The sequence below is a fragment of the Mesorhizobium sp. M0954 genome (assembly GCF_040319155.1).
Classification (GTDB): domain Bacteria; phylum Pseudomonadota; class Alphaproteobacteria; order Rhizobiales; family Rhizobiaceae; genus Mesorhizobium.
In genome coordinates this window covers 293,888-315,592 of sequence record NZ_JAMYNR010000002.1, presented here as the reverse complement: position 1 = coordinate 315,592, position 21,705 = coordinate 293,888, and the positions used below count along the sequence as shown (strand labels likewise).

Genomic DNA, 21,705 nt, shown 5'->3' with positions numbered 1-21,705 from the left:
AATATCGACGCGTCCTACTCGGTCGATCCGGTGTCCGGCAATTCCATGTCGGTGACGACGTTCTCGCCATTGGTCACGTCGTAGGCGAGGACGATGTCCATGCCTGGCTTCAGCGCATCGAGGTCGGTTTCGGCGTTCAGCTTGTAGGACTTGCCGTCGTCCAGCGTCAGCGTCAGCGCATCCTTGTCGACCTTCTTGATCAGGCCCTCGGTCTGGCCGGCGAAGGCGGCGGTGGAAATCAACAGCGTGGCGGCAACAGCGCCAATCAGGATACGCATCATCGTCCTCTTTAATCATTGCCGGTACAGCGGCTCCGTCCAACGGAACGGAACTGAGCAGAAACCAATCGAATGTGTCAAAACTAAATCCGCGGGATCACAGTTTGACCACTGTGGAAAACGCCAATAAAAGGCAGGCGACAGCGCCGCGCGTCCTCCTGGACGCGCAAGGGACGCTGTAGCACTTTTGATTTTGTGCATGATCCTTTCCGAAAATCGCTCCGATTTTCGGGCTCATGCGCTGAGCCGGCTCCGACGCCGGCAGGGCTGGTTCCATGTCGCACAACACGTTCGGCCATCTTTTCCGCGTCACCACCTGGGGCGAAAGCCACGGGCCGGCGCTGGGCTGCGTCGTCGACGGCTGTCCGCCAGGCATCCGCTTCACTCGCGACGAGATCCAGGCCGAACTCGACAAGCGCCGCCCCGGCCAGTCACGTTTTGTAACGCAGCGTCGCGAACCTGACGAGGTGAAGGTCCTGTCCGGCTTCATCCTCGATGAGGACGGTGAGACGATGGTCACCACCGGCACGCCGGTGTCGATGCTGATCGAGAACGTCGACCAGCGCTCCAAGGACTATGGCGACATCGCCCGCCAGTTCCGGCCGGGCCATGCCGATTACACTTACGAGGTCAAATACGGCCTGCGCGATTACCGCGGCGGCGGTCGCTCCTCGGCGCGTGAGACGGCGGCGCGGGTGGCGGCCGGAGCGCTTGCCCGAAAGGTCGTGCCCGGCATGGTGGTGCGCGGCGCGCTGGTGTCGATGGGCGATAAATCGATCGATCGCGCCAATTGGAACTGGAATTTCGTCGGCGACGCCGAAAACCCGTTCTTCACGCCTGATCCGGCGTCCGTCGCCGTCTTCACGAAATATCTGGACGGCATCCGCAAGGCGGGCTCCTCGGTCGGTGCGGTCATCGAGATCGTCGCCGACGGCGTTCCGGCGGGGCTTGGCGCGCCGATCTATGCCAAGCTCGACCAGGACATCGCCGCCGGCCTGATGTCGATCAGCGCCGTCAAGGGCGTCGAGATCGGCAACGGTTTCGAGGCCGCCCGCATCACCGGCGAGGAGAATGCCGATGAGATGCGCATGGGCAATGACGGCAAGCCGGTCTTCCTGTCCAACAATGCCGGCGGCATCCTCGGCGGCATCTCGACCGGCCAGGCGATCGTCGCGCGTTTCGCCGTCAAGCCGACCTCGTCGATCCTGACGCCGCGAAAGTCGATCGACAAGGACGGTAACGACGTCGAGATCATGACCAAGGGCCGGCACGATCCATGCGTCGGCATCCGCGCCGTACCGATCGGCGAGGCGATGGTTGCCTGCGCCATTGCCGATCATTATCTGCGTCATCGGGGACAGACAGGTAGGGGAGTAGGGGAGTAGGTTACGCAGCTCCCACGACAGCATTTTTTCCTTTTCCCTACTCCCGTACTGCCCTACTCCCTTACTCCCCTGTTCCCGCGAGCGAAGCGAGCACCCATGCCTTACGACCAGAAGAAGATCGTCGAAGCCCTGCGCGCCTTCGAGCGCGGCGAGATCGTCGTCGTCATGGACGATGACGGCCGCGAGAACGAGGGCGACCTGATCGTAGCCGCCGTCCATTGCACGCCGGAAAAGATGGCGTTCATCGTCCGCAACACGTCAGGCATCGTCTGCACGCCGATGCCGCGCGAGGAAGCAAAGCGGCTCAACCTGTCGCCGATGGTGGCTGACAATGATTCCGCCCACACCACCGCCTTTACCGTCAGCGTCGACTTCAAGCACGGCACCACGACCGGTATTTCGGCCGACGACCGCACGCTGACGGTGCGCAATCTCGCCAACGGCAATGTCGGCGCCTCCGATTTCGTTCGCCCCGGCCACATCTTTCCGCTGATCGCGCGTGAAGGCGGCGTGCTGATGCGTTCGGGCCATACCGAAGCCGCTGTCGACCTCTGCAAGCTCGCCGGCCTGCCGCCGGTCGGCGTCATTTCCGAGCTGGTCAACGATGACGGCACCGTCATGCGTGGCCCGCAGGTGCAGGCCTTCGCCGAAAAGCACGGGTTGAAGCAGATCTCGGTTGCCGACCTTATCGGCTACCGGCAACGCAAGGAAACGCTGGTCGAGCGCGTCGCCTGTTCCGACATCGAGACGCCGGGCGGCAAGGCACAGGTCTTCACCTACACGCTGCCCTGGGACTCCATGCATCACGTGGCGGTCGTCTTCGGCGATATCCGCGACGGCGTCGAGGTGCCGGTGCGCCTTCATTCCGAGGACGTGGTCAGCGACGTCTTCGGCACCAGTCACAGGCTGGACGCCATCATGAAGGCAATGGGCGAGCGCCAACGCGGCGTCATCGTCTATTTGCGCGAAGGCTCGGTCGGCGTCGCCCATCAGGAGCGCAAGCGGCCGGCTGCCGGCGACCGCGAGGACCATGAAGAGGCGCGCCGGCGCGAGAACGAATGGCGCGAGATCGGCCTCGGCGCGCAAATCCTCAAGGATCTCGGCATTTCCTCGATCAATCTGATCGCCTCGCGCGAGCGCCATTATGTCGGCCTCGAAGGTTTTGGCATCCACATCGCCAAGACCGAGATTCTTTAGGCCATTCTCACGATGCTGGTATGCGTCTGGCCCCGCCTCGGAGCCGGACGCACCGGAACCTATTCCGCAGCGACCGCGGCTGCGTCGCATGCAGCCATGTCGCAGTTCGGCGCGGCAAGGCTGCGCTGGCCGGCGAGCACGATGACCAGCGCGATTGTGCCCGATGCCACCGATACCCAGAACCCGTTCTGCGCGCCGAAAGCGTCCACCACCCAGCCGGCGGCGAACGAGCCGAGCGCCATGCCGATGCCGATGCCGGTCATCACCCAGGTCACGCCTTCGGTCAGCACCGCCTCGGGCACGCGCCGCTCGATCAGGCCGAATGCTGTGATGAAGGTCGGCGAGATTGCCACGCCGCTGACGAAGACGGCCAGTGCCAGCAGCGGCACGGTGTCGGCGACGAGCAGCGGCAGCGTGGTAAGCGCAATGATGGCGATTGCGATGGCAAGCTGAATCTGCAGCGGCACTTTCAGGTTCAGGGCGCCGATGATGATGCCGACGACGAACGATCCGAGCGCGTAGACGCCGATGACGAAGCTGGCGGCGCCCGGCTGGCCAAGCTCCTTGGTGATCGCCACGGTGCTCACCTCCGTGGTGGCGAAGGTCGCGCCGATGAAGATCAGGGCCAAGGTGATGATCTGGACCGGCCGCAGGCGGATTGCCGAGCCGCCCGAACCGTGTTCCACCGGTCGGGCTCGCGGTTCGGTCGAGCGCTGCAGGATGAAGGCCGTCGAACCGAAGGCGAGGAACAATGTGCTCGCGAGCACTCCTGCTTCCGGGAAAAGCGCGACGCTCAGTCCGACCGACAGCGATGCGCCGGCGATGTACACCAGTTCGTCCGCCGCCGACTCGAAGGCGAACGCCGTGTTCAACTCGGGGCGGTTGCGAAAAATCTCGGTCCAGCGTGCGCGCACCATTGCCGGTATGCTGGGCATGACGGCGGCGAGCAGCGCCGAGACGAATAGCGTCCATATCGGCCAATGCTGATTGGCCGCTGCAATCAGGATCGCAAAAGCGAGCGTGGAAATCATGGTGGTCGGCACCACAATCCGCGTCTGGCCGAGCCGGTCCACGAGTCGCGATACCTGCGGGGCGACGAAAGCGTTGGCCAGCGCATATGTCGCGGAGACGGCACCGGCCAGCCAGTATTCGCCATCGGTCTGCGACAGCATCGCGACGATCCCGATCGGAGCCATGGCCATCGGCAGCCGGGCAACGAAGCCGGCGGCGGCAAAGCCCTTGGCGCCCGGCGCGCGAAAGATCTGGGAATAGGGATTTTGCATGGTCTGGTTCCTCGACAACGGCCGGTTCGGCGATTACATACGTGGCGTATGAGTTTAAATAGATCATACGCGGCGTATGTCAATTGGCATACGAGACGTATGTTAATAGGGCCAGAGCATGCATAGACCACGCAAGGAGATGATTGCCGAAACCCGCGCCAAGCTGATCGGAGCGGCGCGCCAGGCGTTCGGCACGCTCGGCTATGCCGAAGCCTCGATGGATGACTTCACGGCATCGGCCGGGCTGACGCGCGGTGCGCTCTATCATCACTTCGGCGACAAGAAGGGCCTTCTCCAGGCGGTCATCGCCGAGATCGATGCCGAAATGTCGGCCCGGCTGAAGGTCGTTTCGGCCAAGCCGGACAATCTCTGGCAGGGCTTTGTCGACGAATGCACCGCTTATATCGAGATGGCGCTGGAGCCGGAGATCCAGCGTATCGTGCTTCGTGACGGGCCGGCGGTGCTCGGCGATCCATCGCAATGGCCAAGCCAGAGCACATGCATCCGCTCGATGACAGAGAGCCTGCAAAGACTGAGCGACGAGGGGACAATTCTCGCCGTCGATCCCGAAGCCGCGGCAAGGCTGGTCAGCGGCGCCTCGTTGCATGCGGCGCAGTGGATCGCAAATTCGAACCATCCCGAAGCGACGTCGAAGAAGGCAGTGAAGGCGTTCAAGGTTCTTCTGGAAGGGCTGCTCAATCGCACCGGCAAGCTGCCTAAGCCTGATCGATCGTCAGCGAAGCAGCCCCAGATTGACCGATCACCGGCCTGAGGTCATTCTTTTCGCCGATCCCAGGCGGCTCGCGGTGGGCTCAGCCGACGCCGGTTGCCTAAACCCTGTTGAACATCGCCTCACCAGCGCGCGAAAACATGGCCAAAGCGGCGAGGCGCGCCTATATCGGGGCATGGTCACGCGACTTTATACCCACCCGATTTTCCTCGAGCACATAACACCGCCCGGTCATCCGGAGCGGCCGGACCGTTTGCGCGCCATAGAGCGTGTGCTTGACGACGAGGCGTTCGCGGCGCTCGATCGCGTCCAGGCGCCGGAAGGCAACGAGGCAACCATCCTCTACGCACATCCGCCCGAATTCGTCGAACGGGTCCGTGCAGCGATACCGGACACCGGCATCGCCCGTATCGATGCCGACACCACCGCCAGCCCGAAGAGCTGGCAGGCGGCCGTGACCGCGATCGGCGCAGCCAACGCCGCGGTCGACGACGTCTTCACCGGCCGTGCCGAAAACGTCTTCGTCGCCGCACGGCCGCCCGGCCATCATGCCGAAAAGACCACCTCCATGGGTTTTTGCCTGTTCAACACCGCCGCGATCGCGGCACGCTACGCGCAGAAGAACCATGGCGCCGACCGTGTCGCCGTCGTCGACTGGGATGTACATCACGGCAACGGCACGCAGGACATTTTCTGGGACGATCCATCGGTGCTCTATTGCTCGACACACCAGATGCCGCTTTACCCGGGAACCGGGGCTGTGAGCGAAACCGGCGCCGGCAACATCGTCAACGCGCCGCTGGCGCCGCAGAGCGGCAGCGATAGTTTTCGCGACGCCTTTCTGTCACGCATCCTGCCGGCGCTCGACAATTTTGCGCCCGATCTCATCATCATCTCCGCCGGTTTCGATGCCCACCACCGCGATCCGCTGGCCGAGATCAACCTGACTGAGGATGATTTCGACTGGGCGACCGGCCAGTTGCTCGAACGAGCCGGGCGCCATAGCCGCAACCGGCTCGTCAGCGTGCTCGAGGGCGGCTACGATCTGCAGGGATTGGCATTTTCAGTCGCCGCCCATGTCGGGCGGCTGATGAAGGGATAGATGATGGCTGGTGAGACCAACGAGGACGTCAAGGCGATGAGCTTCGAGCAGGCGCTCGAGGCGCTGGAGAGGATCGTCGACGATCTGGAGCGCGGCGACGTTCCGCTCGACCAGTCGATCCGCATCTACGAGCGCGGCGAGGCGCTGAAGGCGCATTGCGATCGGCTGCTGAAGGCGGCCGAGGACAAGGTCGAGAAGATCAGGCTGTCGCGTGACGGCAAGCCGGTGGGGACAGAGCCGTTGGACGCGGATTGAGGCGCGGCGTCGAACGACAATTTTGCTTACCGGCTTTGGACATCATCACGATTGAGGGTAAAACTCATCCCGTTTGAAACGGCTCCAGGACGAGAGGAGATTGCGAAGGATGTGCAGAAACATCAAGACCCTGTTCAATTTCGATCCGCCGGCAACCAATGACGAGGTCCGCGATGCCGCACTTCAGTTTGTCCGCAAGCTGAGCGGAACGACGCGGCCGTCGAAACAGAACCAGCATGCGTTCGACCATGCCGTCGAGGCCATTGCCGCCTCGGCGCGCGAATTGCTCGACAGCCTCGAGACGACGCAGCATCCGCGCAATCGCGAAGAGGTGGCGGCCAAGGCGAAGGCCAAATCCGCACTTCGCTTCGCCTGAGGGGACCGCGTGAGCTTCTTTCCCGGAAACGATCCGCAGATAGGCGATGCCTTCGCCAGCGATCAGATCGAGCTGATGGTCATTCCGAATGCCAAGGATATTGGCGGATTTCAGGTTCGCCGCGCCTTGCCGACGGCCAGGCGCCGGCTGGTCGGACCTTTCATCTTCTTCGACCGCATGGGTCCAGCCGTTCTGCGAGCGGGCCAGGCGCTCGACGTGCGTCCGCACCCACATATCGGCCTGTCTACGGTGACTTACCTGTTCGACGGCAAGATCAGGCACCGCGATTCGCTCGGCACCGAGATGGTAATTCAGCCCGGCGATGTGAATTTGATGACCGCCGGCCGTGGCATCGTCCATTCGGAGCGCACGCCGGAAGAACTGCGCGGCGCGCCGATGTCGGTTTCCGGGCTGCAGACATGGCTGGCGCTGCCGGACGGCAAGGAGGAGGTCGCGCCGGTCTTCGAGAACACCGCAGCCCTGCGCCTGCCCGAAGTGGAGGCCGAGGGGGTCAGCGGCCGTGTGATCATCGGTGCGTTTTCCGGACTGCGCTCCCCGGTCGCCACCGCTTCGGACACGCTTTATGCCGATCTCAGGCTGGCGCCGGGTGCCGGCGTGAAAATCCCGGCCGATGCCGAGGAGCGCGCCATCTATACGCTGGAAGGCGAGGTTTCGATATCCGGTGACCGCTTCCCGGCCGAGCGGCTGCTGGTCTTCCGGCCCGGCGACGAAATCGTTGTCTCATCGGAACGCGGCGCCCATTTCATGCTGTTTGGCGGCGCCTCGCTCGGTTCGAAACGCTATATCTGGTGGAATTTCGTATCGTCCTCAAAGGAACGCATCGAGCAGGCGAAAGAAGAATGGAAGACAGGCCGCTTCGATATCGTTCCTGGAGACGAGCAAGAGTTCATCCCGCTGCCCGAAAGCTGATGCGCGTTACCGCCACATTTACATTCGCCGGCCAGCGGCATATTTCACGATGAACAGAAAATCTGACCAGGCTCGCAAACAGTGAACGCAAAGCCCGATACGCCGCTTCTCGACAAGGTCCGCGTCCCAGCCGATTTGCGCACGCTTGCCGAAGGCGACCTGCCGCAACTGGCGTCAGAGCTTCGCGCCGAACTGATCGACGTCGTTTCCCACACCGGCGGCCATCTCGGCGCCGGCCTTGGCGTGGTCGAGTTGACCGTCGCGCTGCACTATGTCTTCAACACGCCGGACGACCGGCTGATCTGGGACGTCGGCCACCAGGCCTATCCGCACAAGATCCTGACCGGCCGCCGCGATCGCATCCGCACGCTGCGCCAGGAGGGCGGCCTGTCCGGTTTCACGCGTCGCGTTGAGAGCGAATACGATCCGTTCGGCGCAGCCCACTCCTCGACCTCGATTTCAGCCGGCCTCGGCATGGCGATGGCGCGCGATCTGTCCGATGGCCGCAACAATGTCATTGCCGTCATCGGCGACGGCGCCATGTCGGCCGGCATGGCCTATGAGGCGATGAACAATGCCGGCGCACTCGATGCCCGGCTGATCGTCATCTTGAACGACAACGATATGTCGATCGCTCCGCCGACCGGCGCAATGAGCGCCTATCTGGCCCGTCTGGCGTCGGGCAAGACCTATCTGGGCTTGCGCGATTTCGGCAAGAAGCTGACGTCGTATCTCGGCGAGCGCGCCGATCGCGCCATCAAGCGAGCGGTCGAGCATGCGCGCGGTTACGTCACCGGCGGCACGTTGTTCGAGGAAATGGGATTCTACCACATCGGCCCGATCGACGGTCACAACCTCGAGCACCTGATCCCGGTGCTGAAGAACGTCCGCGACAATGCCGACGGCCCGGTGCTGATCCACGTCGTGACCCAGAAGGGCAAGGGCTACGCCCCGGCCGAGGCAGCGGCCGACAAATATCATGGCGTCAACAAATTCGACGTCATCACCGGCGCCCAGGCCAAGGCGCCCGCCAATGCGCCGAGCTACACCAAGGTGTTTGCCGAAAGCCTGATCCAGGAGGCCCGAGAGGACGACCGCATCGTCGCCATCACCGCCGCCATGCCGAACGGCACCGGGCTTGACCTGTTCGGCGAGGCGTTTCCGGCGAGGACCTTCGATGTCGGCATTGCCGAGCAGCATGCAGTGACCTTCGCCGCCGGCCTTGCCACGGAAGGCTTCAAGCCTTTCGCTGCGATCTACTCGACCTTTCTGCAGCGCGCCTACGACCAGGTCGTCCACGACGTGGCGATCCAGAAATTGCCGGTGCGCTTTCCGATCGATCGCGCCGGCTTCGTCGGCGCCGATGGTGCCACCCATTGCGGCGCCTTCGACACGACCTTCCTGGCGACGCTGCCCGGTTTCGTCGTCATGGCCGCGGCCGATGAGGCCGAGCTGCGCCACATGGTACGCACCGCTGCAAGCTACGATGACGGCCCGATCGCCTTTCGCTACCCGCGCGGCAACGGCGTTGGTGTCGAGATGCCGCAACGCGGCTCGGTATTGGAGATCGGCAAGGGCCGGATCGTCAGGGAGGGCACCAAGGTTGCGCTGCTTTCCTTCGGCACCAGGCTGCAGGATTGCCTGGCCGCGGCCGAGGAGCTTGGCGCGGCCGGGCTTTCGACCACGGTCGCCGATGCCCGTTTTGCCAAGCCGCTCGACGAGGACCTGATCCGGCGGCTGGCCCGTTCACACGAGATACTGGTGACGGTGGAAGAGGGCGCGGTCGGCGGCTTCGCCAGCCATGTGCTGCAGTTCCTGGCCCATGAAGGGCTGCTGGAGAGCGGCCTGAAGGTGCGCCCGCTGGTGCTGCCCGACACATTTGTCGACCATGCCAAGCCGGAAAAGATGTATGCCGATGCCGGGCTGGACAGCGCCGGCATCGTGCGCACAGTGTTCGTGGCGTTGGGGCATACCGCGCAGGCCCAGCGCGCTTAGCTGTTAGACGCATTCCGGCGACGCCGAAGCGATTCAACTTGGCTGCAAGATGCCAGTCTGAATCAAAATCTCAACTGCTTGAATCAAATTGCCGGCGCACAGTCGTAACATGCTGTTTACGCTGTCGTTTGGCGATTTGCTTACCGTGTCCTTTGGCCGTTCTTCAACGCTGCCCTGCTAGAAGGCAACCAGGCAGGTGAAAGAAGACCAATGAGATCGCTTTTGGGCGGCATTGCGCTTGCGGCCATCTTCGCCGCGTCGGCCGGGGCCGAAACGCGCTACGACCGCAAACTCGAAGAGGCGGTGATGGGCATCGTCGCCGGCAAGATCGGCGAGATCCGCGGCGGCTTCTCCTACAGGCAGGCGCCGCAATTTGTCGTCATGCCAGATACCTCACCGAAGGCGTCAATTTCCGTTGACCGGCCGCGCCCGCAGGTGTTCGGCGACAGCAGCGACGGTCTGGTGCCGGCCGTCGAACGGCGGGTTTCGCGGACCATATTCTAAAGCATGATCCCGAAGAGACTCTAGAGACTAGAACCACATGTCCCGTACACAGCGGCCATCTCTCGGCAAATCCTCGAATGTATCGAGACCCTCGAAATGGTCGATCGGGAGATCGGCGACGGCCTCGGGCGGCGCAAGCCTCACATTGACGGCGATGCGGTAGCGCCCAGCCGCCTCGGGATGCAAACCGCGCCAGGCCAGGACGCAAGCGCAGGTTGGGCAGAAGAGAATCTCAAGCGAAGGATGAGCCTTTCCGACGCGCCGATAGGCGCTTACGGGCCCGGCAAGGCGGATGCGTTCGTCGACATAGTCGTAAGCCCAGAGCGTGCCGTAGCGACGGCAAAGTGTGCAATTGCAGGCAGTGATCGAACCGGGATCGCCCTCCAGGGTCCAGTGGGCTGCGCCGCAGTGGCAGGTTCCCGTCAGCATGTTTCCTCCTCCACGTTTCGACGGCTAAACGGCATCTCTTTCTTAGCATTGCGTCGGATCTCGTGCGAGGTTCGACAAACAGCGGAGTGGCTTGATGCGTTCACCCGTTTCCAACTATGCATTGTCTCATCGCCAATATCCTTGCCATCATCGTTGGCATTCGCCATGAAGGCCGATGACTTCCCTTCCGCCAGCCAGCATACGCCAGCGGCTCGACGAATTGCTCGTCCAGCGCGGTCTGTTTGCCAGCCGCTCGCGTGCCCGCGACGCGGTCGAGCGCGGCACCGTGACGGTCGATGGCATCGTCGCCCTCAAGCCGGGCCAGGCCGTTCTGCCTGAGTGCAACATTGTCGTTGACGATCCGGCGCAGGGTTACGTGTCGCGCGCCGCACTGAAGCTGAAGGCTGGTCTCGACCATTTCGCCCTCGACCCCACCGGCAGCGAAGCGCTCGATGTCGGCGCCTCGACCGGCGGCTTCACGCAGGTGCTGCTCGAACGCGGCGCGGCGCATGTCACGGCGATCGATGTCGGGCACGGCCAGATGCACTCCGACATCGCCGGCGATCCGCGCGTGACGGTAATTGAAGGCCTGAATGCGCGCGAACTATCGGCCGCCGATCTCGGCGGCCGTGTGCCGGATTTCATCGTCTCGGATGTTAGCTTCATATCGCTGAAACTGGCGCTGCCGCCGGCGCTTGCCTTGGCCAGGAACGGCGCAAAAGCTGTGTTTCTGGTCAAGCCGCAATTCGAGGCCGGCCGCGAGGCGATCGGCAAGGGCGGCCTGCTTAAGGACCCCTATGATGCGGCGCGCATTGCCGGCCTGATGCAGGACTGGCTCGATGCCATTCCCGGCTGGCGCTCGCTGGGGCTTCATCTGTCACCGATAGAGGGCGGCGACGGCAACCGCGAGTTCCTGCTCGGCGGCATCAAGGACGTCGAGACCCAGAAGCGATGAGCACCCGTTTCACGATCGCAAGGTTGGGCTCGCAGGGCGACGGCATCGCCGAGACGGAAACCGGCGAGGTTTTCATTCCGTTCGCGCTGCCGGGAGAGGTGGTCACCGCCGCGCGGGAGAAAGATCGCGCCACCTTGATGTCGGTCGTTGAGGCTTCGCCGTTGCGGGTCGATCCGCCGTGCCGGCATTTCGGCGCATGCGGCGGCTGCGCCGTCCAGCATCTCGAGACTGAAGCCTATCACCGGTGGAAGCGCGAAAAGGTCGTGCATGCGCTGAAGAGCAAGGGCATCGCTTGCGATGTCGGGGCGCTGGTGCCGTGCGCACCGCACACGCGCCGCCGCGTCGTCTTCACCGCCCGGCGGAGCGAGGCGGGAATGCAGTTCGGCTTCGTTCGCGCGCTGTCATCCGAGATCATCTCGATCGAGGAATGCCCGATCTCGGCGCCGCAGATCGTCGCTGCGCTCGATCGCTTGAAAGCCCTCGCTGGGCTGATCTGCACCACGACCAAATCGTTCCACATGGCGGTGACGGTGACCGGTTCCGGCCTCGATGTCGCGGTTCACGATTCCGGCAAGCTCGGCGAGAACCAGCGCCGCGTCGCTTCCAACTTCGTCATCGCCGAGGGACTAGCCAGGCTGTCGGTCGACGGCGAGGTCATTATCGAACCAAACAAACCGGTCGTCCTGTTTGGTGGCGTCGCCGTCGCAGTGCCGCCTGGCGCTTTCCTGCAGGCGACCGAGGCTGCCGAACAGGCGATGGCCAACATTGTCGGCCAGCATTTCGCGCGCGCCAAAAAGGTCGCCGATCTCTTCGCCGGCTGCGGCAGCTTCGCGCTGCGCCTGGCCGCAAGATCGGAGGTTCATGCGGTGGAAGGCGATGCGGCAGCACTCGCGGCGCTCGACCGGGCATTCCGTTTCGCCAGCGGCCTGAAGCGGGTGACCGGCGAACGTCGCGACCTGTTCCGGAGGCCGCTCACATTCAAGGAGTTGAATGCCTTTGACGGCGTTGTCTTCGACCCGCCTCGCGCCGGCGCCGAGGACCAGTCGAAGCAGATCGCGCGCTCCGACGTGCCGCTCGTCGCCGCGGTGTCTTGCAATCCGGTAACACTGGCGCGGGACCTACGCATCCTCATGGACGGCGGCTATACCCTGAAGAGCGTGACGCCGATCGACCAGTTCCTGTGGTCGCCGCATGTCGAGGCCGTGGCGCTGTTGGAGAAGCCGAGACGAAGGCGCTAGCAGCCAGGGCCTGAAACGCGCACCAAAAAAGCACATTTTTAGCGCACGTCGTTCAGACCGTGCTAGGAATTGCCATGAGCACCGCAGCCTTCGAAATTTCGCCATCGTGCTTCGGCGAGGAGCGGGCGCCGTTTCTCTCGCCAAGGCGGGTCGCTGAACTGCTAGGGGTCAATACGACAGAACTGGCGGGGCTGACCGGTCTCGCGCGCAACACGCTTGCCGCCGAGTCCGGTGCGCGCAAGGTCGACGCCGCATTGAGTCCCATCGTCCGTATCCTGGCGATGGCCGGCGAGATGGCCGGTGATGAACATCGTGCGGCGATCTGGTTCAAGCATCAGCCGATCCCCGGTTGGGCCGGAAAGACCGCCTACGATCTGGTTCGCGAAGGCAAGACGGACAAGGTGCTTGCCTATCTGGAGGCAGTCCGCTCCGGCATCTATGCCTGAAACCAGGCTGACCCTGTGGCGCGCTTTTGTGCCGCGCTGGGCCGCTGTGAGCTGCTATGCTTCTTGCACGCGTTCGTATCCGGCCGCCTTCGCGGCCCTGACGAACTTGCGGTCAAAAGTCGCGAAGCCAGCGCAGTGAGCGGACTTGCCCAGATGCAGCGCATCAGCGAAATCCAACCCCTGTTCCGAGAGGTCGAGCGCGGACGACACGACCGCCCCGTCTTCCACCTCTACCGTGGGAAGCCCGCTAAACACCCGTAGCGTACGGGCGATTTCAAGCGGCGCAAAACCGTAGGCGCTGCGCAACACCCATTCGACTTCCAGCATCACCGTGACGGCGACAAAGACCGGCTGGCTATCGATCAGCGCCCGGGCGCGGGAAGACTGCGACGGGTGATCGCCCGTCAGGTAGCGGACGATCAGGTTGGTATCAATTGCGAGCATGGCGCCGCCGCGCTTCGGCGAGCACGCCCGCGTCCATTTCCTCCAACGTCTTCGGCCTGCCACTATAGCGCAGCGATCCAAACACGTCCTCTGGCCGTGTCTCGGCGAAGACTGGCGCAGGCTTCAGTAGCACGCCCTCCGGGGTATCCTCGACCAGAAGGCGTGTGCCGGCATGCCATTCCCTCCGTTTCCGGATCGCGCTGGGCAGGATGACCTGTCCCTTGGTCGAGACCGTAGTTACGAGCTTCTTTGCGGCAGCCATCTCGGCACATCCTTAGGTGTAAGACGAATGTAAGATAGTCGAAGCTCTCCGCAAATTCAAGGCGCAAGCTACTCCTACTTAAAGCGATGACAAGGCAGTGGGCGGCGGGGATTGGTTGTTCCGGAGCGGCGATAATTCGGCGTCAACTCCATCAAACCCTGGTGCCGCCGACTGTCATCTGGTTCATCCTGAGATGCGGCTGGCCGACGCCGACCGGCACGCCCTGTCCGGCCTTGCCACACATGCCGATGCCGGTGTCGAGCTTCATGTCGTTGCCGATCATCGCCACACGATGCATGGCATCCGGCCCGTTGCCGATCAGCATGGCGCCCTTGATCGGTTGCGTCACCTTGCCGTTCTCGATCATGTAGGCTTCGGTGCAGCCGAACACGAACTTGCCCGAAGTGATGTCAACCTGGCCGCCACCGAACGACACGGCATAGATGCCGTTCTTGACCGAGGCGATGATCTCGTCCGGCTCCATGTCGCCCGCTGTCATGTAGGTGTTGGTCATGCGCGGCATAGGCTCGTGCGCGTAACCTTGGCGTCGCCCGTTGCCGGTGGCTTTCATGCCCATCAGCCGGGCGTTCTGGCGGTCCTGCATGTAGCCGACCAGCTTGCCATCGTCGATCAGCACGTTATGGGCCGATGGCGTGCCCTCATCGTCGACGGTAAGCGAGCCACGCCGCTCGGGCAGGGTGCCGTCGTCAACGACGGTGACGCCTTTCGCCGCCACCTGCTGGCCAAGCAGGCCGGCAAAGGCCGACGTCTTCTTGCGGTTGAAATCGCCCTCCAGCCCGTGGCCGACGGCCTCGTGCAACATGACGCCCGGCCAGCCGCTCGACAGCACGATGTCGAAAGTGCCGGCAGGTGCTGGAACCGCTTCGAGATTGACCAGCGCTTGCCGCAATGCCTCCTTGGCCGCGTGCCGCCAGCTGTCCTCGATCAGGAATTCACCAAAATCCTTGCGGCCTCCCATGCCGTAGGAGCCGCTCTCCTGGCGGTCGCCGTCGCCGACCACCACCGACACGTTGATCCTGACCAGCGGACGGATGTCGCGCACCATCTGGCCGTCGGCGCGCACGATCTCGACATGCTGCCAGGAGGCGGCGAGCGATGCCGTCACCTGCCTGACGCGCGGATCCTCGGCCCGCAGCCATGCATCGATTTCCTGAAGCAGCTTGGCCTTGGCCTCGAAGGAAGGCGAGGGGATAGGGTTTCCGTCGCCGTAGAGATGGCGGTTGGTGCGGGCAGGCGCTGCGGCAAGCGTACCGGAATAGCCGCTCTTCACCGTCGAAACGGCATCGGCGGCGCGCAGCAGCGAGGCTTCGGAGAGATCGCTGGAATGGGCGTAGCCGCTGGCTTCGCCGGCGACGGCACGCAGGCCGAAACCCTGGTCGGTGTTGAAATTCGCGGTCTTCAGCTTGCCATTGTCGAACATCAGCGATTCGCTTTCGCTATATTCGAGAAACAGTTCGCCGTCGTCGGCGCCGTTAATAGTCTCGGCAACGATTTGCTTGATGCGATCGTCGGAAATGTCAAATTGGCCGATCAGGCTGTTCATGGCAGGTCCATTCGCAGGAGGATTGTTTCCCACGATGTAGGCGCGAAGGCCCGCACAGACAATCTGAAATGAGATTTGCCGTGACCTCGGCCGGTCAACATCACTGGATCGTGTTACAAGACCCAGTCTCAAGGCAGGGCGGCAAAGCCGTCGGCGAAACCCTTGAGGTCGACGGGAATGCCGATGCCCTCTTCCGGCGTCTGGAAAACGATGAAGGTGGCGGACGTACCGGTCTTCAGCGTGTCGAGCAGCGGCTTTTCCAGGATGACCTCGGCATAGCAGCCGTCCTGGAAACAGCGCACGAAATAGGCGCGGCCGATATCCTTGCCGTCGACATTGAGGCCGAGGCCGTTCGGCAACAGCACGCCGAGCGGCGCCAGCACACGCAGGATTTCGGCCTTGTTGTCGGCTGTGCGCAGCACGACGACGGAAAGACCCATTTCCGGACGGTCCTCGGCGACGACGTTCTGCATCATCACGCATTGTTCGGATGTAGCACCGGCGGGCGTATCGCAGATAATCGACCACGCCCCATGCGTTGACTTCACCGTGCCGCTTGGCTGCGCGGCATTGGCCAGGCCGGCGCCGGACAAGCCTATTGCGGCGGCAACAAAGATGACCTTCGCCAAGGTTCTCGAAAGCCAAGGGTTCATGACGGCTCCATTGCGAATCACGGCACTTTAAGCCGCACTAAACCCAAGTAAAGGACGAGACCCCGGCGATCTGCCCCGACACAGGCGACAATGCGCTTTTCAGTGCCAATTTCGCCCTAATTGCGACAGCTCCGCACGCCGCGCGGCTCATTCTACCCGGATGCCGCTCTGGTGATTCGCGGCGAGCCGTCACCGCACGAAGCCAGCGCCGCACTTGCGCGCAAAAATGCCGCACGGGTTCCGGCGCTCCTTTCTTGCGGAGGCAAATAGAGTATGGTTTGAACCAGCCTTGAATTGTCCGGGATTCCCGTCCCGGCATTGTTCGACATTCTTGCGGTCCGATCGCGAGGAACTGGGAGATGACGAGGGCGATGAAAAAATTCCTGGCAACCGCCAAAATCGTAGCTAGTGCCGCCGCCACGTTGTTTGCCGCTGCATCCGCTCATGCAGCCCAGCCCCAACCTTGGGAAACCAGTTTTCAGCCTCCGGCGACCGACATTATGCGGCAGATCGAGTGGTTCGGGAACTACTCGTTCGCGTTCATCATTGTGATCACCGCCTTGGTGCTTTTCCTGATTGCCTACTGCATTTTGCGGTTCCGGGCGAGCGTCAACCCGACGCCGTCGCGCACCAGCCACAACACGCTGATCGAGGTCATCTGGACTGTCGGTCCCGTCGTCATCCTGCTCTGTCTCGCCATTCCCTCGTTCCAACTGCTGACCGCGCAATACACGCCGCCGGAAGAAGCCAAGCTGACCGTCAAGGCGACCGGCAATCAGTGGAACTGGGACTACGAATACCAGGTCGACAACACGCTTTCCTTTAATTCCGCGATCCTTCAGGATGCCGACAGGGCTGCTGCCGGCAAGGAAGATCGCGCCGCGTATCCGCGCCTGCTCGCCGTCGACAATGAGATGGTGGTGCCGGTCAACACCATGACCCGGGTGCTGGTGACGGCGACCGACGTCATTCACGCCTTTGCCATGCCGTCCTTCGGCATCAAGACCGACGCGGTGCCGGGCCGCATCAACGAGGTCTGGTTCAAGGCGGACAAGGAAGGCCTCTATTACGGCCAGTGCTCGGAACTCTGCGGCAAGGACCACGCCTTCATGCCGATCGCCATTCGCGTCGTCTCCGATGCACAATATAAGACCTGGCTGGCGGCAGCCAAGACCGACCTTCCCGGCGCCAACAAGGCGCTGATGGCCGAGGTCGATGGCACGAACAAGGTAGCGGCCGCCGGCAATTGATGCCGCGACCAGAAAAGATTCAGGGAACGGAGCCGACCATGGCGCACGCTGCAGCTCACGACGACCACGACCACAAGCCGTATCATGGCTGGGTCCGGTGGGTGTATTCGACCAACCACAAGGACATCGGCACGCTTTATCTGATCTTCGCGATCATGGCGGGCTGCATCGGTGGCGCCTTGTCGGTCGTCATGCGCATGGAATTGCAGGAGCCGGGCATCCAGATATTCACTGGCCTGGCGCAGATGGTCTACGGCATGAATGGCGACGCCGCCATCGACGGGGGCAAGAGCATGTACAATGCTTTCACCACCGCGCATGCGCTGATCATGATCTTCTTCATGGTGATGCCGGCGCTGATCGGCGGCTTTGCCAACTGGATGGTGCCGATCATGATCGGCGCGCCGGATATGGCCTTCCCGCGCATGAACAACGTCTCGTTCTGGCTGCTGCCGCCGGCTTTCATCCTGCTGATTTTCTCGGCCTTCGTCCCGAGTGCGCCCGGCGCCTACGGCGTCGGCGGCGGCTGGACGCTTTATCCGCCGCTGTCGACATCGGGCCAGCCCGGACCGGCCATGGACCTGGCGATCCTGTCAATCCACATCGCCGGCGCCTCCTCGATTCTTGGCGCTATCAACTTCATCACCACCATCTTCAACATGCGCGCGCCCGGCATGACCATGCACAAGATGCCGCTTTTCGCCTGGTCTGTGCTGATTACCGCCTTCCTGCTGCTGCTGTCGCTTCCGGTGTTGGCCGGCGGCATCACCATGCTCTTGACCGACCGCAATTTCGGCACCACCTTCTTCGCCCCGGACGGTGGCGGTGATCCGATCCTGTTCCAGCACCTGTTCTGGTTCTTCGGCCATCCGGAGGTCTACATTCTGATCCTGCCGGGTTTCGGTATCATCAGCCATATCATCTCGACCTTTTCGAGGAAGCCGGTGTTTGGCTATCTCGGCATGGCCTATGCGATGGTTGCCATCGGCGCGGTGGGCTTCATCGTCTGGGCCCACCACATGTACACGACGGGCCTGTCGCTCGATACCCAGCGCTATTTCGTCTTCGCCACCATGGTCATCGCGGTGCCGACGGGTGTGAAGATCTTCTCGTGGATCGCCACTATGTGGGGCGGGTCGATTTCGCTCAAGACCCCGATGCTGTGGGCGATCGGCTTCATCTTCCTGTTCACTGTTGGCGGCGTCACCGGTGTGCAGTTGGCCAATGCCGGCCTCGACCGCCCGCTGCACGATACCTATTTCGTGGTCGCGCACTTCCACTACGTGCTGTCGCTGGGCGCGGTCTTCGCCATCTTCGCCGGCTGGTACTACTGGTTCCCGAAAATGACCGGCTACATGTATTCGCCCGTGATCGCCAACACCCACTTCTGGGTCACTTTCGTCGGCGTCAACCTGGTCTTTTTCCCGCAGCACTTCCTCGGCCTTTCCGGTATGCCGCGTCGCTATATCGACTATCCGGATGCCTTCGCCGGCTGGAATATGGTGTCGTCCTACGGCTCGTACATCTCGGCTATCGGCGTCGTCATCTTCCTGTTCGGCGTCTTCGAGGCGTTCCAGAAGAAGCGGGTCGCCGGCGCCAATCCTTGGGGCGAGGGTGCGACCACGCTGGAATGGCAGCTGCCTTCGCCGCCGCCGTTCCACCAGTGGGAACAGTTGCCGAAGATCAAGTAGGCGGTTGCCTCCTTTAATACGGAACCGCCGGCCGACCGGCGGTTTTGGCCAACGGAATGATGGACTTTAAGTACGCATGGCCCTTGCCGAAGACAGACTGATTGACGAGCCGGGCTTCCGCATGTCGGAAGCGACAGCGGGCGATTTCTTCGCCCTGCTGAAGCCGCGCGTCATGTCGCTGGTGGTGTTCACTGCGTTTGTCGGCATGGTCGCCGCTCCGGTGACCATCAATCCGCTGCTGGCAGTGATCGCGATCCTAGCTATTGCCATCGGCGCCGGCGCCTCCGGTGCGCTCAACATGTGGTATGACGCAGACATCGATGCGGTGATGACGCGCACCGCCGGCCGTCCCGTGCCGGCCGGCCGTATCCGGCCAGGCGAGGCATTGAGTTTCGGGCTGGTGCTGTCGGTTCTGTCGGTGATGACGCTCGGCGTGCTGGTCAACTGGTTGGCAGCATCGCTTCTGGCCTTCACCATCTTTTTCTATGCCGTCATCTATACGATGTGGCTGAAGCGCTGGACGCCGCAGAACATCGTCATCGGCGGGGCTGCCGGTGCCATTCCACCGGTCATAGGCTGGGCGGCGGTAACCGGATCGGTCAGCCTCGAAAGCTTGGTGCTGTTCCTGGTCATCTTCCTGTGGACGCCGCCACATTTCTGGGCGCTCGCGCTGTTCAAGTCGGAGGACTACGCCAAGGCAGGCATTCCGATGATGCCGAATGTCGCCGGCCAGGCCTCGACCAGACGCCAGATCTTTGCCTATGCGCTGGTCCTCGCGCCGGTTGGCGTGCTGCCCTGGGTTCTCGGGTTCACCACGCCGGTCTATGGCATCGTTGCATTGCTGCTCGGCGCCGGCTTCGTCTGGTATGCGTGGAGGGTGCTGCAAATGGCCGATGACGACCGGGCGATGAAGCCGGCCAAGGCCTTGTTCGGCTATTCGCTGCTCTATCTCTTCGCCATCTTCGCCGCCTACCTTGGCGATTGTGTCGTCGCGCGCGCGCTGACCATTGGTGGAGCATGAGCATGGCCGAAAAGAAGCTTGAACTGGTCACGTTGACCGAACGTCAGCAGAAGGCCCGCCGCAATCGCTCGGCCGCAATCGGTTTCGCGCTGGCGGCGCTGGTCGTCATATTCTACGTCGCGACCATCGTGAAATTTGGTCACAGTTTCCCCGGCTCGATGTGAGCTTAACATGACCAGGCAAACAGTCACCGATCCTAAGAAGAAGAATACGAACCGCGTCGTCGCCGGCGTCTGCATCGCGTTCTTCGGCGGCATGATCGGCATGGCCTACGCCGCGGTGCCGCTCTACGCGATGTTCTGCCAGGCGACAGGCTACGGCGGCACCGTCAAACGGGCGACCCAGCAATATGCCGATCGGGTGCTCGATCGCGACATCACCATCCGCTTCGACGCCAACACCGCCGGCGTTCCCTGGCAATTCCAGCCGGTCGCTCGCTCGATCACCATCAAGATCGGCGAAACCGCCGAGGCGCATTTCAGCGCGACCAACAAATTCAGCCGTCCCATCACTGGACGCGCCACCTTCAACGTGCAGCCGGAACTGGCCGGACCTTACTTCAACAAGGTCGAGTGTTTCTGCTTCACCGACACGACGCTGAAGCCGGGCGAGACACTGGACATGCCGGTCGTCTTCTATGTCGATCCCGACATCGTCAACGCGCCGGAATTGAAGGATCTGACGACGATTACCCTGTCCTACACGATGTTCCCGGTCGACAAGACCAAGCCGGTCGCATCATCGGTGCCGGCCGACGGCCGCCGCAACAAGATTTCAGATACCGAAGCAAGCCTCGGGGGTTGATATGGCAGACGCACACGCAAAACCACAACATGACTACCACCTCGTCGACCCGAGCCCGTGGCCGTTCCTGGGCTCCGTCGGGGCGCTGGTGACCGCGTTCGGCGGCGTCTGTTACATGCAATACCTCAAGGGCGGCGATTTCCCGATCTTCGGTTTCAATGTCGCCAATCCATGGCTGTTCTTCATCGGCCTGCTGATCGTCATCTACACGATGTTCGCCTGGTGGTCGGATACGATCAAGGAGGCGCATGAGGGACACCACACCCGTGTCGTGTCGCTGCATCTGCGCTACGGCATGATCATGTTCATCGCCTCCGAGGTGATGTTCTTCGTCGCCTGGTTCTGGGCCTTCTTCGACGCCAGCCTGTTTCCGGGCGAGGTCCATCAATACGCCCGTACCGCCTTCACTGGCGGCGTCTGGCCGCCCAAGGGCCTCGAAGTTCTCGACCCCTTCCATCTGCCGCTCTACAACACCGTCATCCTGCTTCTGTCGGGTACCACGGTGACCTGGGCGCACCACTCGCTCATCCACGGCGACCGCAAGGGCCTGATCAATGGGTTGGTGCTGACCGTCGGCCTCGGCATGCTGTTCACCATGGTGCAGGCCTACGAGTACATGCACGCACCGTTCGGCTTCAGGGATTCGATCTACGGCGCCACCTTCTTCATGGCGACCGGCTTCCATGGTTTCCACGTCATCATCGGCACGATCTTCCTGTTGGTCTGCCTGATCCGCGCCATAAAGGGCGACTTCACGCCCAAGCAGCATTTCGGCTTCGAGGCCGCCGCCTGGTACTGGCACTTCGTCGACGTGGTGTGGCTGTTCCTGTTTGCCTCGATCTACGTCTGGGCATCGAACGGCGCGATGATCGAACCGCACTGAGATCGAACTGAGGAAATCGACAAGGCGGCT

Annotated in this window: 25 protein-coding genes; 18 read left to right on the top strand and 7 right to left on the bottom strand. The window is 62.7% G+C overall.

The features are described 5' to 3' along the window. Positions 1–14: 14 nt before the first annotated feature. Positions 15–278, bottom strand: coding sequence for a DUF1344 domain-containing protein (locus NKH93_RS04665; RefSeq protein ID WP_023716902.1), 264 nt, complete (start codon positions 276–278; stop codon positions 15–17). A 275-nt stretch (positions 279–553) separates the two neighbouring features. Here NKH93_RS04665 and aroC point away from each other — a divergent pair, with 275 nt between their 5' ends. Next, positions 554–1,663 (top strand): chorismate synthase, encoded by a 1,110-nt coding sequence (aroC, locus tag NKH93_RS04660; RefSeq protein ID WP_352969348.1) that lies wholly within the window; start codon positions 554–556, stop codon positions 1,661–1,663. Positions 1,664–1,759: 96 nt separating this feature from the next. Further along, on the top strand, positions 1,760–2,860 hold the full coding sequence (gene ribB / locus NKH93_RS04655) for a 3,4-dihydroxy-2-butanone-4-phosphate synthase (protein WP_352449900.1): 1,101 nt from the start codon (positions 1,760–1,762) through the stop codon (positions 2,858–2,860). Between the two features lie 59 nt (positions 2,861–2,919). Here ribB and NKH93_RS04650 read toward each other — a convergent pair whose 3' ends face one another. Continuing rightward, positions 2,920–4,143: an MFS transporter gene (locus NKH93_RS04650; protein ID WP_352969346.1), complete on the bottom strand. Its 1,224-nt coding sequence runs from the start codon at positions 4,141–4,143 to the stop codon at positions 2,920–2,922. A 118-nt stretch (positions 4,144–4,261) separates the two neighbouring features. Between NKH93_RS04650 and NKH93_RS04645 the strand changes: the two genes are divergently transcribed. The 7 genes from NKH93_RS04645 to NKH93_RS04615 all read left to right on the top strand — a co-directional run bounded on the left by NKH93_RS04645 (position 4,262) and on the right by NKH93_RS04615 (position 10,035). Beyond that, positions 4,262–4,915, top strand: a complete 654-nt coding sequence (locus tag NKH93_RS04645) for a TetR/AcrR family transcriptional regulator (RefSeq protein WP_352969344.1) — start codon at positions 4,262–4,264, stop codon at positions 4,913–4,915. A gap of 133 nt (positions 4,916–5,048) precedes the next feature. Next, positions 5,049–5,975 (top strand): histone deacetylase family protein, encoded by a 927-nt coding sequence (locus tag NKH93_RS04640; RefSeq protein ID WP_352969342.1) that lies wholly within the window; start codon positions 5,049–5,051, stop codon positions 5,973–5,975. Between the two features lie 3 nt (positions 5,976–5,978). Beyond that, complete coding sequence (locus tag NKH93_RS04635; RefSeq protein WP_031211056.1) at positions 5,979–6,230, top strand: exodeoxyribonuclease VII small subunit; 252 nt, start codon at positions 5,979–5,981, stop codon at positions 6,228–6,230. Positions 6,231–6,339: 109 nt separating this feature from the next. After that, a complete protein-coding gene (locus NKH93_RS04630; RefSeq protein WP_023716908.1) occupies positions 6,340–6,606 on the top strand; it encodes a DUF2277 domain-containing protein in 267 nt (88 codons plus the stop codon). Positions 6,607–6,615: 9 nt separating this feature from the next. Beyond that, positions 6,616–7,536 (top strand): pirin family protein, encoded by a 921-nt coding sequence (locus NKH93_RS04625; RefSeq protein ID WP_352821156.1) that lies wholly within the window; start codon positions 6,616–6,618, stop codon positions 7,534–7,536. Between the two features lie 81 nt (positions 7,537–7,617). After that, entirely contained in the window at positions 7,618–9,531 is a 1,914-nt protein-coding gene (gene dxs / locus NKH93_RS04620; RefSeq protein WP_023674120.1) for a 1-deoxy-D-xylulose-5-phosphate synthase, read from the top strand. A 210-nt stretch (positions 9,532–9,741) separates the two neighbouring features. Continuing rightward, positions 9,742–10,035, top strand: coding sequence for a hypothetical protein (locus tag NKH93_RS04615; protein WP_352768701.1), 294 nt, complete (start codon positions 9,742–9,744; stop codon positions 10,033–10,035). A 27-nt stretch (positions 10,036–10,062) separates the two neighbouring features. Here NKH93_RS04615 and NKH93_RS04610 read toward each other — a convergent pair whose 3' ends face one another. Further along, a complete protein-coding gene (locus NKH93_RS04610) occupies positions 10,063–10,464 on the bottom strand; it encodes a GFA family protein (protein WP_023674122.1) in 402 nt (133 codons plus the stop codon). Between the two features lie 175 nt (positions 10,465–10,639). On the opposite strand from NKH93_RS04610, the gene NKH93_RS04605 reads away from it, so the two are divergent. The 3 genes from NKH93_RS04605 to NKH93_RS04595 all read left to right on the top strand — a co-directional run bounded on the left by NKH93_RS04605 (position 10,640) and on the right by NKH93_RS04595 (position 13,103). Then, positions 10,640–11,419, top strand: a complete 780-nt coding sequence (locus NKH93_RS04605) for a TlyA family RNA methyltransferase (RefSeq protein WP_352449892.1) — start codon at positions 10,640–10,642, stop codon at positions 11,417–11,419. Beyond that, a complete protein-coding gene (locus tag NKH93_RS04600; protein WP_352969339.1) occupies positions 11,416–12,657 on the top strand; it encodes a class I SAM-dependent RNA methyltransferase in 1,242 nt (413 codons plus the stop codon). The genes NKH93_RS04605 and NKH93_RS04600 overlap by 4 nt, the downstream gene beginning before the upstream one ends. A gap of 74 nt (positions 12,658–12,731) precedes the next feature. Beyond that, positions 12,732–13,103, top strand: coding sequence for an antitoxin Xre/MbcA/ParS toxin-binding domain-containing protein (locus NKH93_RS04595; protein ID WP_352470658.1), 372 nt, complete (start codon positions 12,732–12,734; stop codon positions 13,101–13,103). A gap of 54 nt (positions 13,104–13,157) precedes the next feature. Here NKH93_RS04595 and NKH93_RS04590 read toward each other — a convergent pair whose 3' ends face one another. From NKH93_RS04590 to NKH93_RS04575, 4 genes are all read right to left on the bottom strand, one after another. Continuing rightward, positions 13,158–13,547 (bottom strand): type II toxin-antitoxin system VapC family toxin, encoded by a 390-nt coding sequence (locus tag NKH93_RS04590; protein WP_023674128.1) that lies wholly within the window; start codon positions 13,545–13,547, stop codon positions 13,158–13,160. Continuing rightward, positions 13,534–13,809, bottom strand: a complete 276-nt coding sequence (locus NKH93_RS04585) for an AbrB/MazE/SpoVT family DNA-binding domain-containing protein (RefSeq protein ID WP_352449889.1) — start codon at positions 13,807–13,809, stop codon at positions 13,534–13,536. Before NKH93_RS04585 ends, NKH93_RS04590 begins: the two co-directional genes overlap by 14 nt. A gap of 151 nt (positions 13,810–13,960) precedes the next feature. Then, positions 13,961–15,373 carry a metalloprotease TldD gene (gene tldD, locus NKH93_RS04580; protein WP_352470657.1) on the bottom strand — a complete coding sequence of 471 codons (1,413 nt, stop codon included), beginning with the start codon at positions 15,371–15,373 and terminating at the stop codon, positions 13,961–13,963. A 128-nt stretch (positions 15,374–15,501) separates the two neighbouring features. Beyond that, positions 15,502–16,026 (bottom strand): invasion associated locus B family protein, encoded by a 525-nt coding sequence (locus NKH93_RS04575; protein ID WP_352449887.1) that lies wholly within the window; start codon positions 16,024–16,026, stop codon positions 15,502–15,504. Positions 16,027–16,397: 371 nt separating this feature from the next. Between NKH93_RS04575 and coxB the strand changes: the two genes are divergently transcribed. The 6 genes from coxB to NKH93_RS04545 all read left to right on the top strand — a co-directional run bounded on the left by coxB (position 16,398) and on the right by NKH93_RS04545 (position 21,675). Then, on the top strand, positions 16,398–17,276 hold the full coding sequence (coxB, locus tag NKH93_RS04570) for a cytochrome c oxidase subunit II (RefSeq protein WP_352969336.1): 879 nt from the start codon (positions 16,398–16,400) through the stop codon (positions 17,274–17,276). A gap of 38 nt (positions 17,277–17,314) precedes the next feature. Further along, positions 17,315–18,967 carry a cytochrome c oxidase subunit I gene (ctaD, locus tag NKH93_RS04565; protein ID WP_352470655.1) on the top strand — a complete coding sequence of 551 codons (1,653 nt, stop codon included), beginning with the start codon at positions 17,315–17,317 and terminating at the stop codon, positions 18,965–18,967. 76 nt (positions 18,968–19,043) lie between these two features. Next, entirely contained in the window at positions 19,044–19,988 is a 945-nt protein-coding gene (locus NKH93_RS04560) for a heme o synthase (RefSeq protein WP_352470654.1), read from the top strand. Beyond that, positions 19,985–20,152 carry a cytochrome c oxidase system small membrane protein gene (locus NKH93_RS04555; protein WP_023674135.1) on the top strand — a complete coding sequence of 56 codons (168 nt, stop codon included), beginning with the start codon at positions 19,985–19,987 and terminating at the stop codon, positions 20,150–20,152. Before NKH93_RS04560 ends, NKH93_RS04555 begins: the two co-directional genes overlap by 4 nt. Before the next feature lie 7 nt (positions 20,153–20,159). Continuing rightward, positions 20,160–20,792 (top strand): cytochrome c oxidase assembly protein, encoded by a 633-nt coding sequence (locus NKH93_RS04550; protein WP_352593359.1) that lies wholly within the window; start codon positions 20,160–20,162, stop codon positions 20,790–20,792. Position 20,793: 1 nt separating this feature from the next. Continuing rightward, a complete protein-coding gene (locus NKH93_RS04545) occupies positions 20,794–21,675 on the top strand; it encodes a cytochrome c oxidase subunit 3 (RefSeq protein ID WP_352449883.1) in 882 nt (293 codons plus the stop codon). The last annotated feature ends 30 nt before the right edge of the window (positions 21,676–21,705 follow it).

Coding starts and splice junctions, on each gene's coding strand:
- NKH93_RS04665 (WP_023716902.1), bottom strand. CDS start 278: ATGCGTATCCTGATTGGCGCTGTTGCCGCCACGCTGTTGATTTCCACC.
- aroC (WP_352969348.1), top strand. CDS start 554: ATGTCGCACAACACGTTCGGCCATCTTTTCCGCGTCACCACCTGGGGC.
- ribB (WP_352449900.1), top strand. CDS start 1,760: ATGCCTTACGACCAGAAGAAGATCGTCGAAGCCCTGCGCGCCTTCGAG.
- NKH93_RS04650 (WP_352969346.1), bottom strand. CDS start 4,143: ATGCAAAATCCCTATTCCCAGATCTTTCGCGCGCCGGGCGCCAAGGGC.
- NKH93_RS04645 (WP_352969344.1), top strand. CDS start 4,262: ATGCATAGACCACGCAAGGAGATGATTGCCGAAACCCGCGCCAAGCTG.
- NKH93_RS04640 (WP_352969342.1), top strand. CDS start 5,049: ATGGTCACGCGACTTTATACCCACCCGATTTTCCTCGAGCACATAACA.
- NKH93_RS04635 (WP_031211056.1), top strand. CDS start 5,979: ATGGCTGGTGAGACCAACGAGGACGTCAAGGCGATGAGCTTCGAGCAG.
- NKH93_RS04630 (WP_023716908.1), top strand. CDS start 6,340: ATGTGCAGAAACATCAAGACCCTGTTCAATTTCGATCCGCCGGCAACC.
- NKH93_RS04615 (WP_352768701.1), top strand. CDS start 9,742: ATGAGATCGCTTTTGGGCGGCATTGCGCTTGCGGCCATCTTCGCCGCG.
- NKH93_RS04610 (WP_023674122.1), bottom strand. CDS start 10,464: ATGCTGACGGGAACCTGCCACTGCGGCGCAGCCCACTGGACCCTGGAG.
- NKH93_RS04605 (WP_352449892.1), top strand. CDS start 10,640: ATGACTTCCCTTCCGCCAGCCAGCATACGCCAGCGGCTCGACGAATTG.
- NKH93_RS04600 (WP_352969339.1), top strand. CDS start 11,416: ATGAGCACCCGTTTCACGATCGCAAGGTTGGGCTCGCAGGGCGACGGC.
- NKH93_RS04595 (WP_352470658.1), top strand. CDS start 12,732: ATGAGCACCGCAGCCTTCGAAATTTCGCCATCGTGCTTCGGCGAGGAG.
- NKH93_RS04590 (WP_023674128.1), bottom strand. CDS start 13,547: ATGCTCGCAATTGATACCAACCTGATCGTCCGCTACCTGACGGGCGAT.
- NKH93_RS04585 (WP_352449889.1), bottom strand. CDS start 13,809: ATGGCTGCCGCAAAGAAGCTCGTAACTACGGTCTCGACCAAGGGACAG.
- tldD (WP_352470657.1), bottom strand. CDS start 15,373: ATGAACAGCCTGATCGGCCAATTTGACATTTCCGACGATCGCATCAAG.
- NKH93_RS04575 (WP_352449887.1), bottom strand. CDS start 16,026: ATGAACCCTTGGCTTTCGAGAACCTTGGCGAAGGTCATCTTTGTTGCC.
- coxB (WP_352969336.1), top strand. CDS start 16,398: ATGAAAAAATTCCTGGCAACCGCCAAAATCGTAGCTAGTGCCGCCGCC.
- ctaD (WP_352470655.1), top strand. CDS start 17,315: ATGGCGCACGCTGCAGCTCACGACGACCACGACCACAAGCCGTATCAT.
- NKH93_RS04560 (WP_352470654.1), top strand. CDS start 19,044: ATGGCCCTTGCCGAAGACAGACTGATTGACGAGCCGGGCTTCCGCATG.
- NKH93_RS04555 (WP_023674135.1), top strand. CDS start 19,985: ATGAGCATGGCCGAAAAGAAGCTTGAACTGGTCACGTTGACCGAACGT.
- NKH93_RS04550 (WP_352593359.1), top strand. CDS start 20,160: ATGACCAGGCAAACAGTCACCGATCCTAAGAAGAAGAATACGAACCGC.
- NKH93_RS04545 (WP_352449883.1), top strand. CDS start 20,794: ATGGCAGACGCACACGCAAAACCACAACATGACTACCACCTCGTCGAC.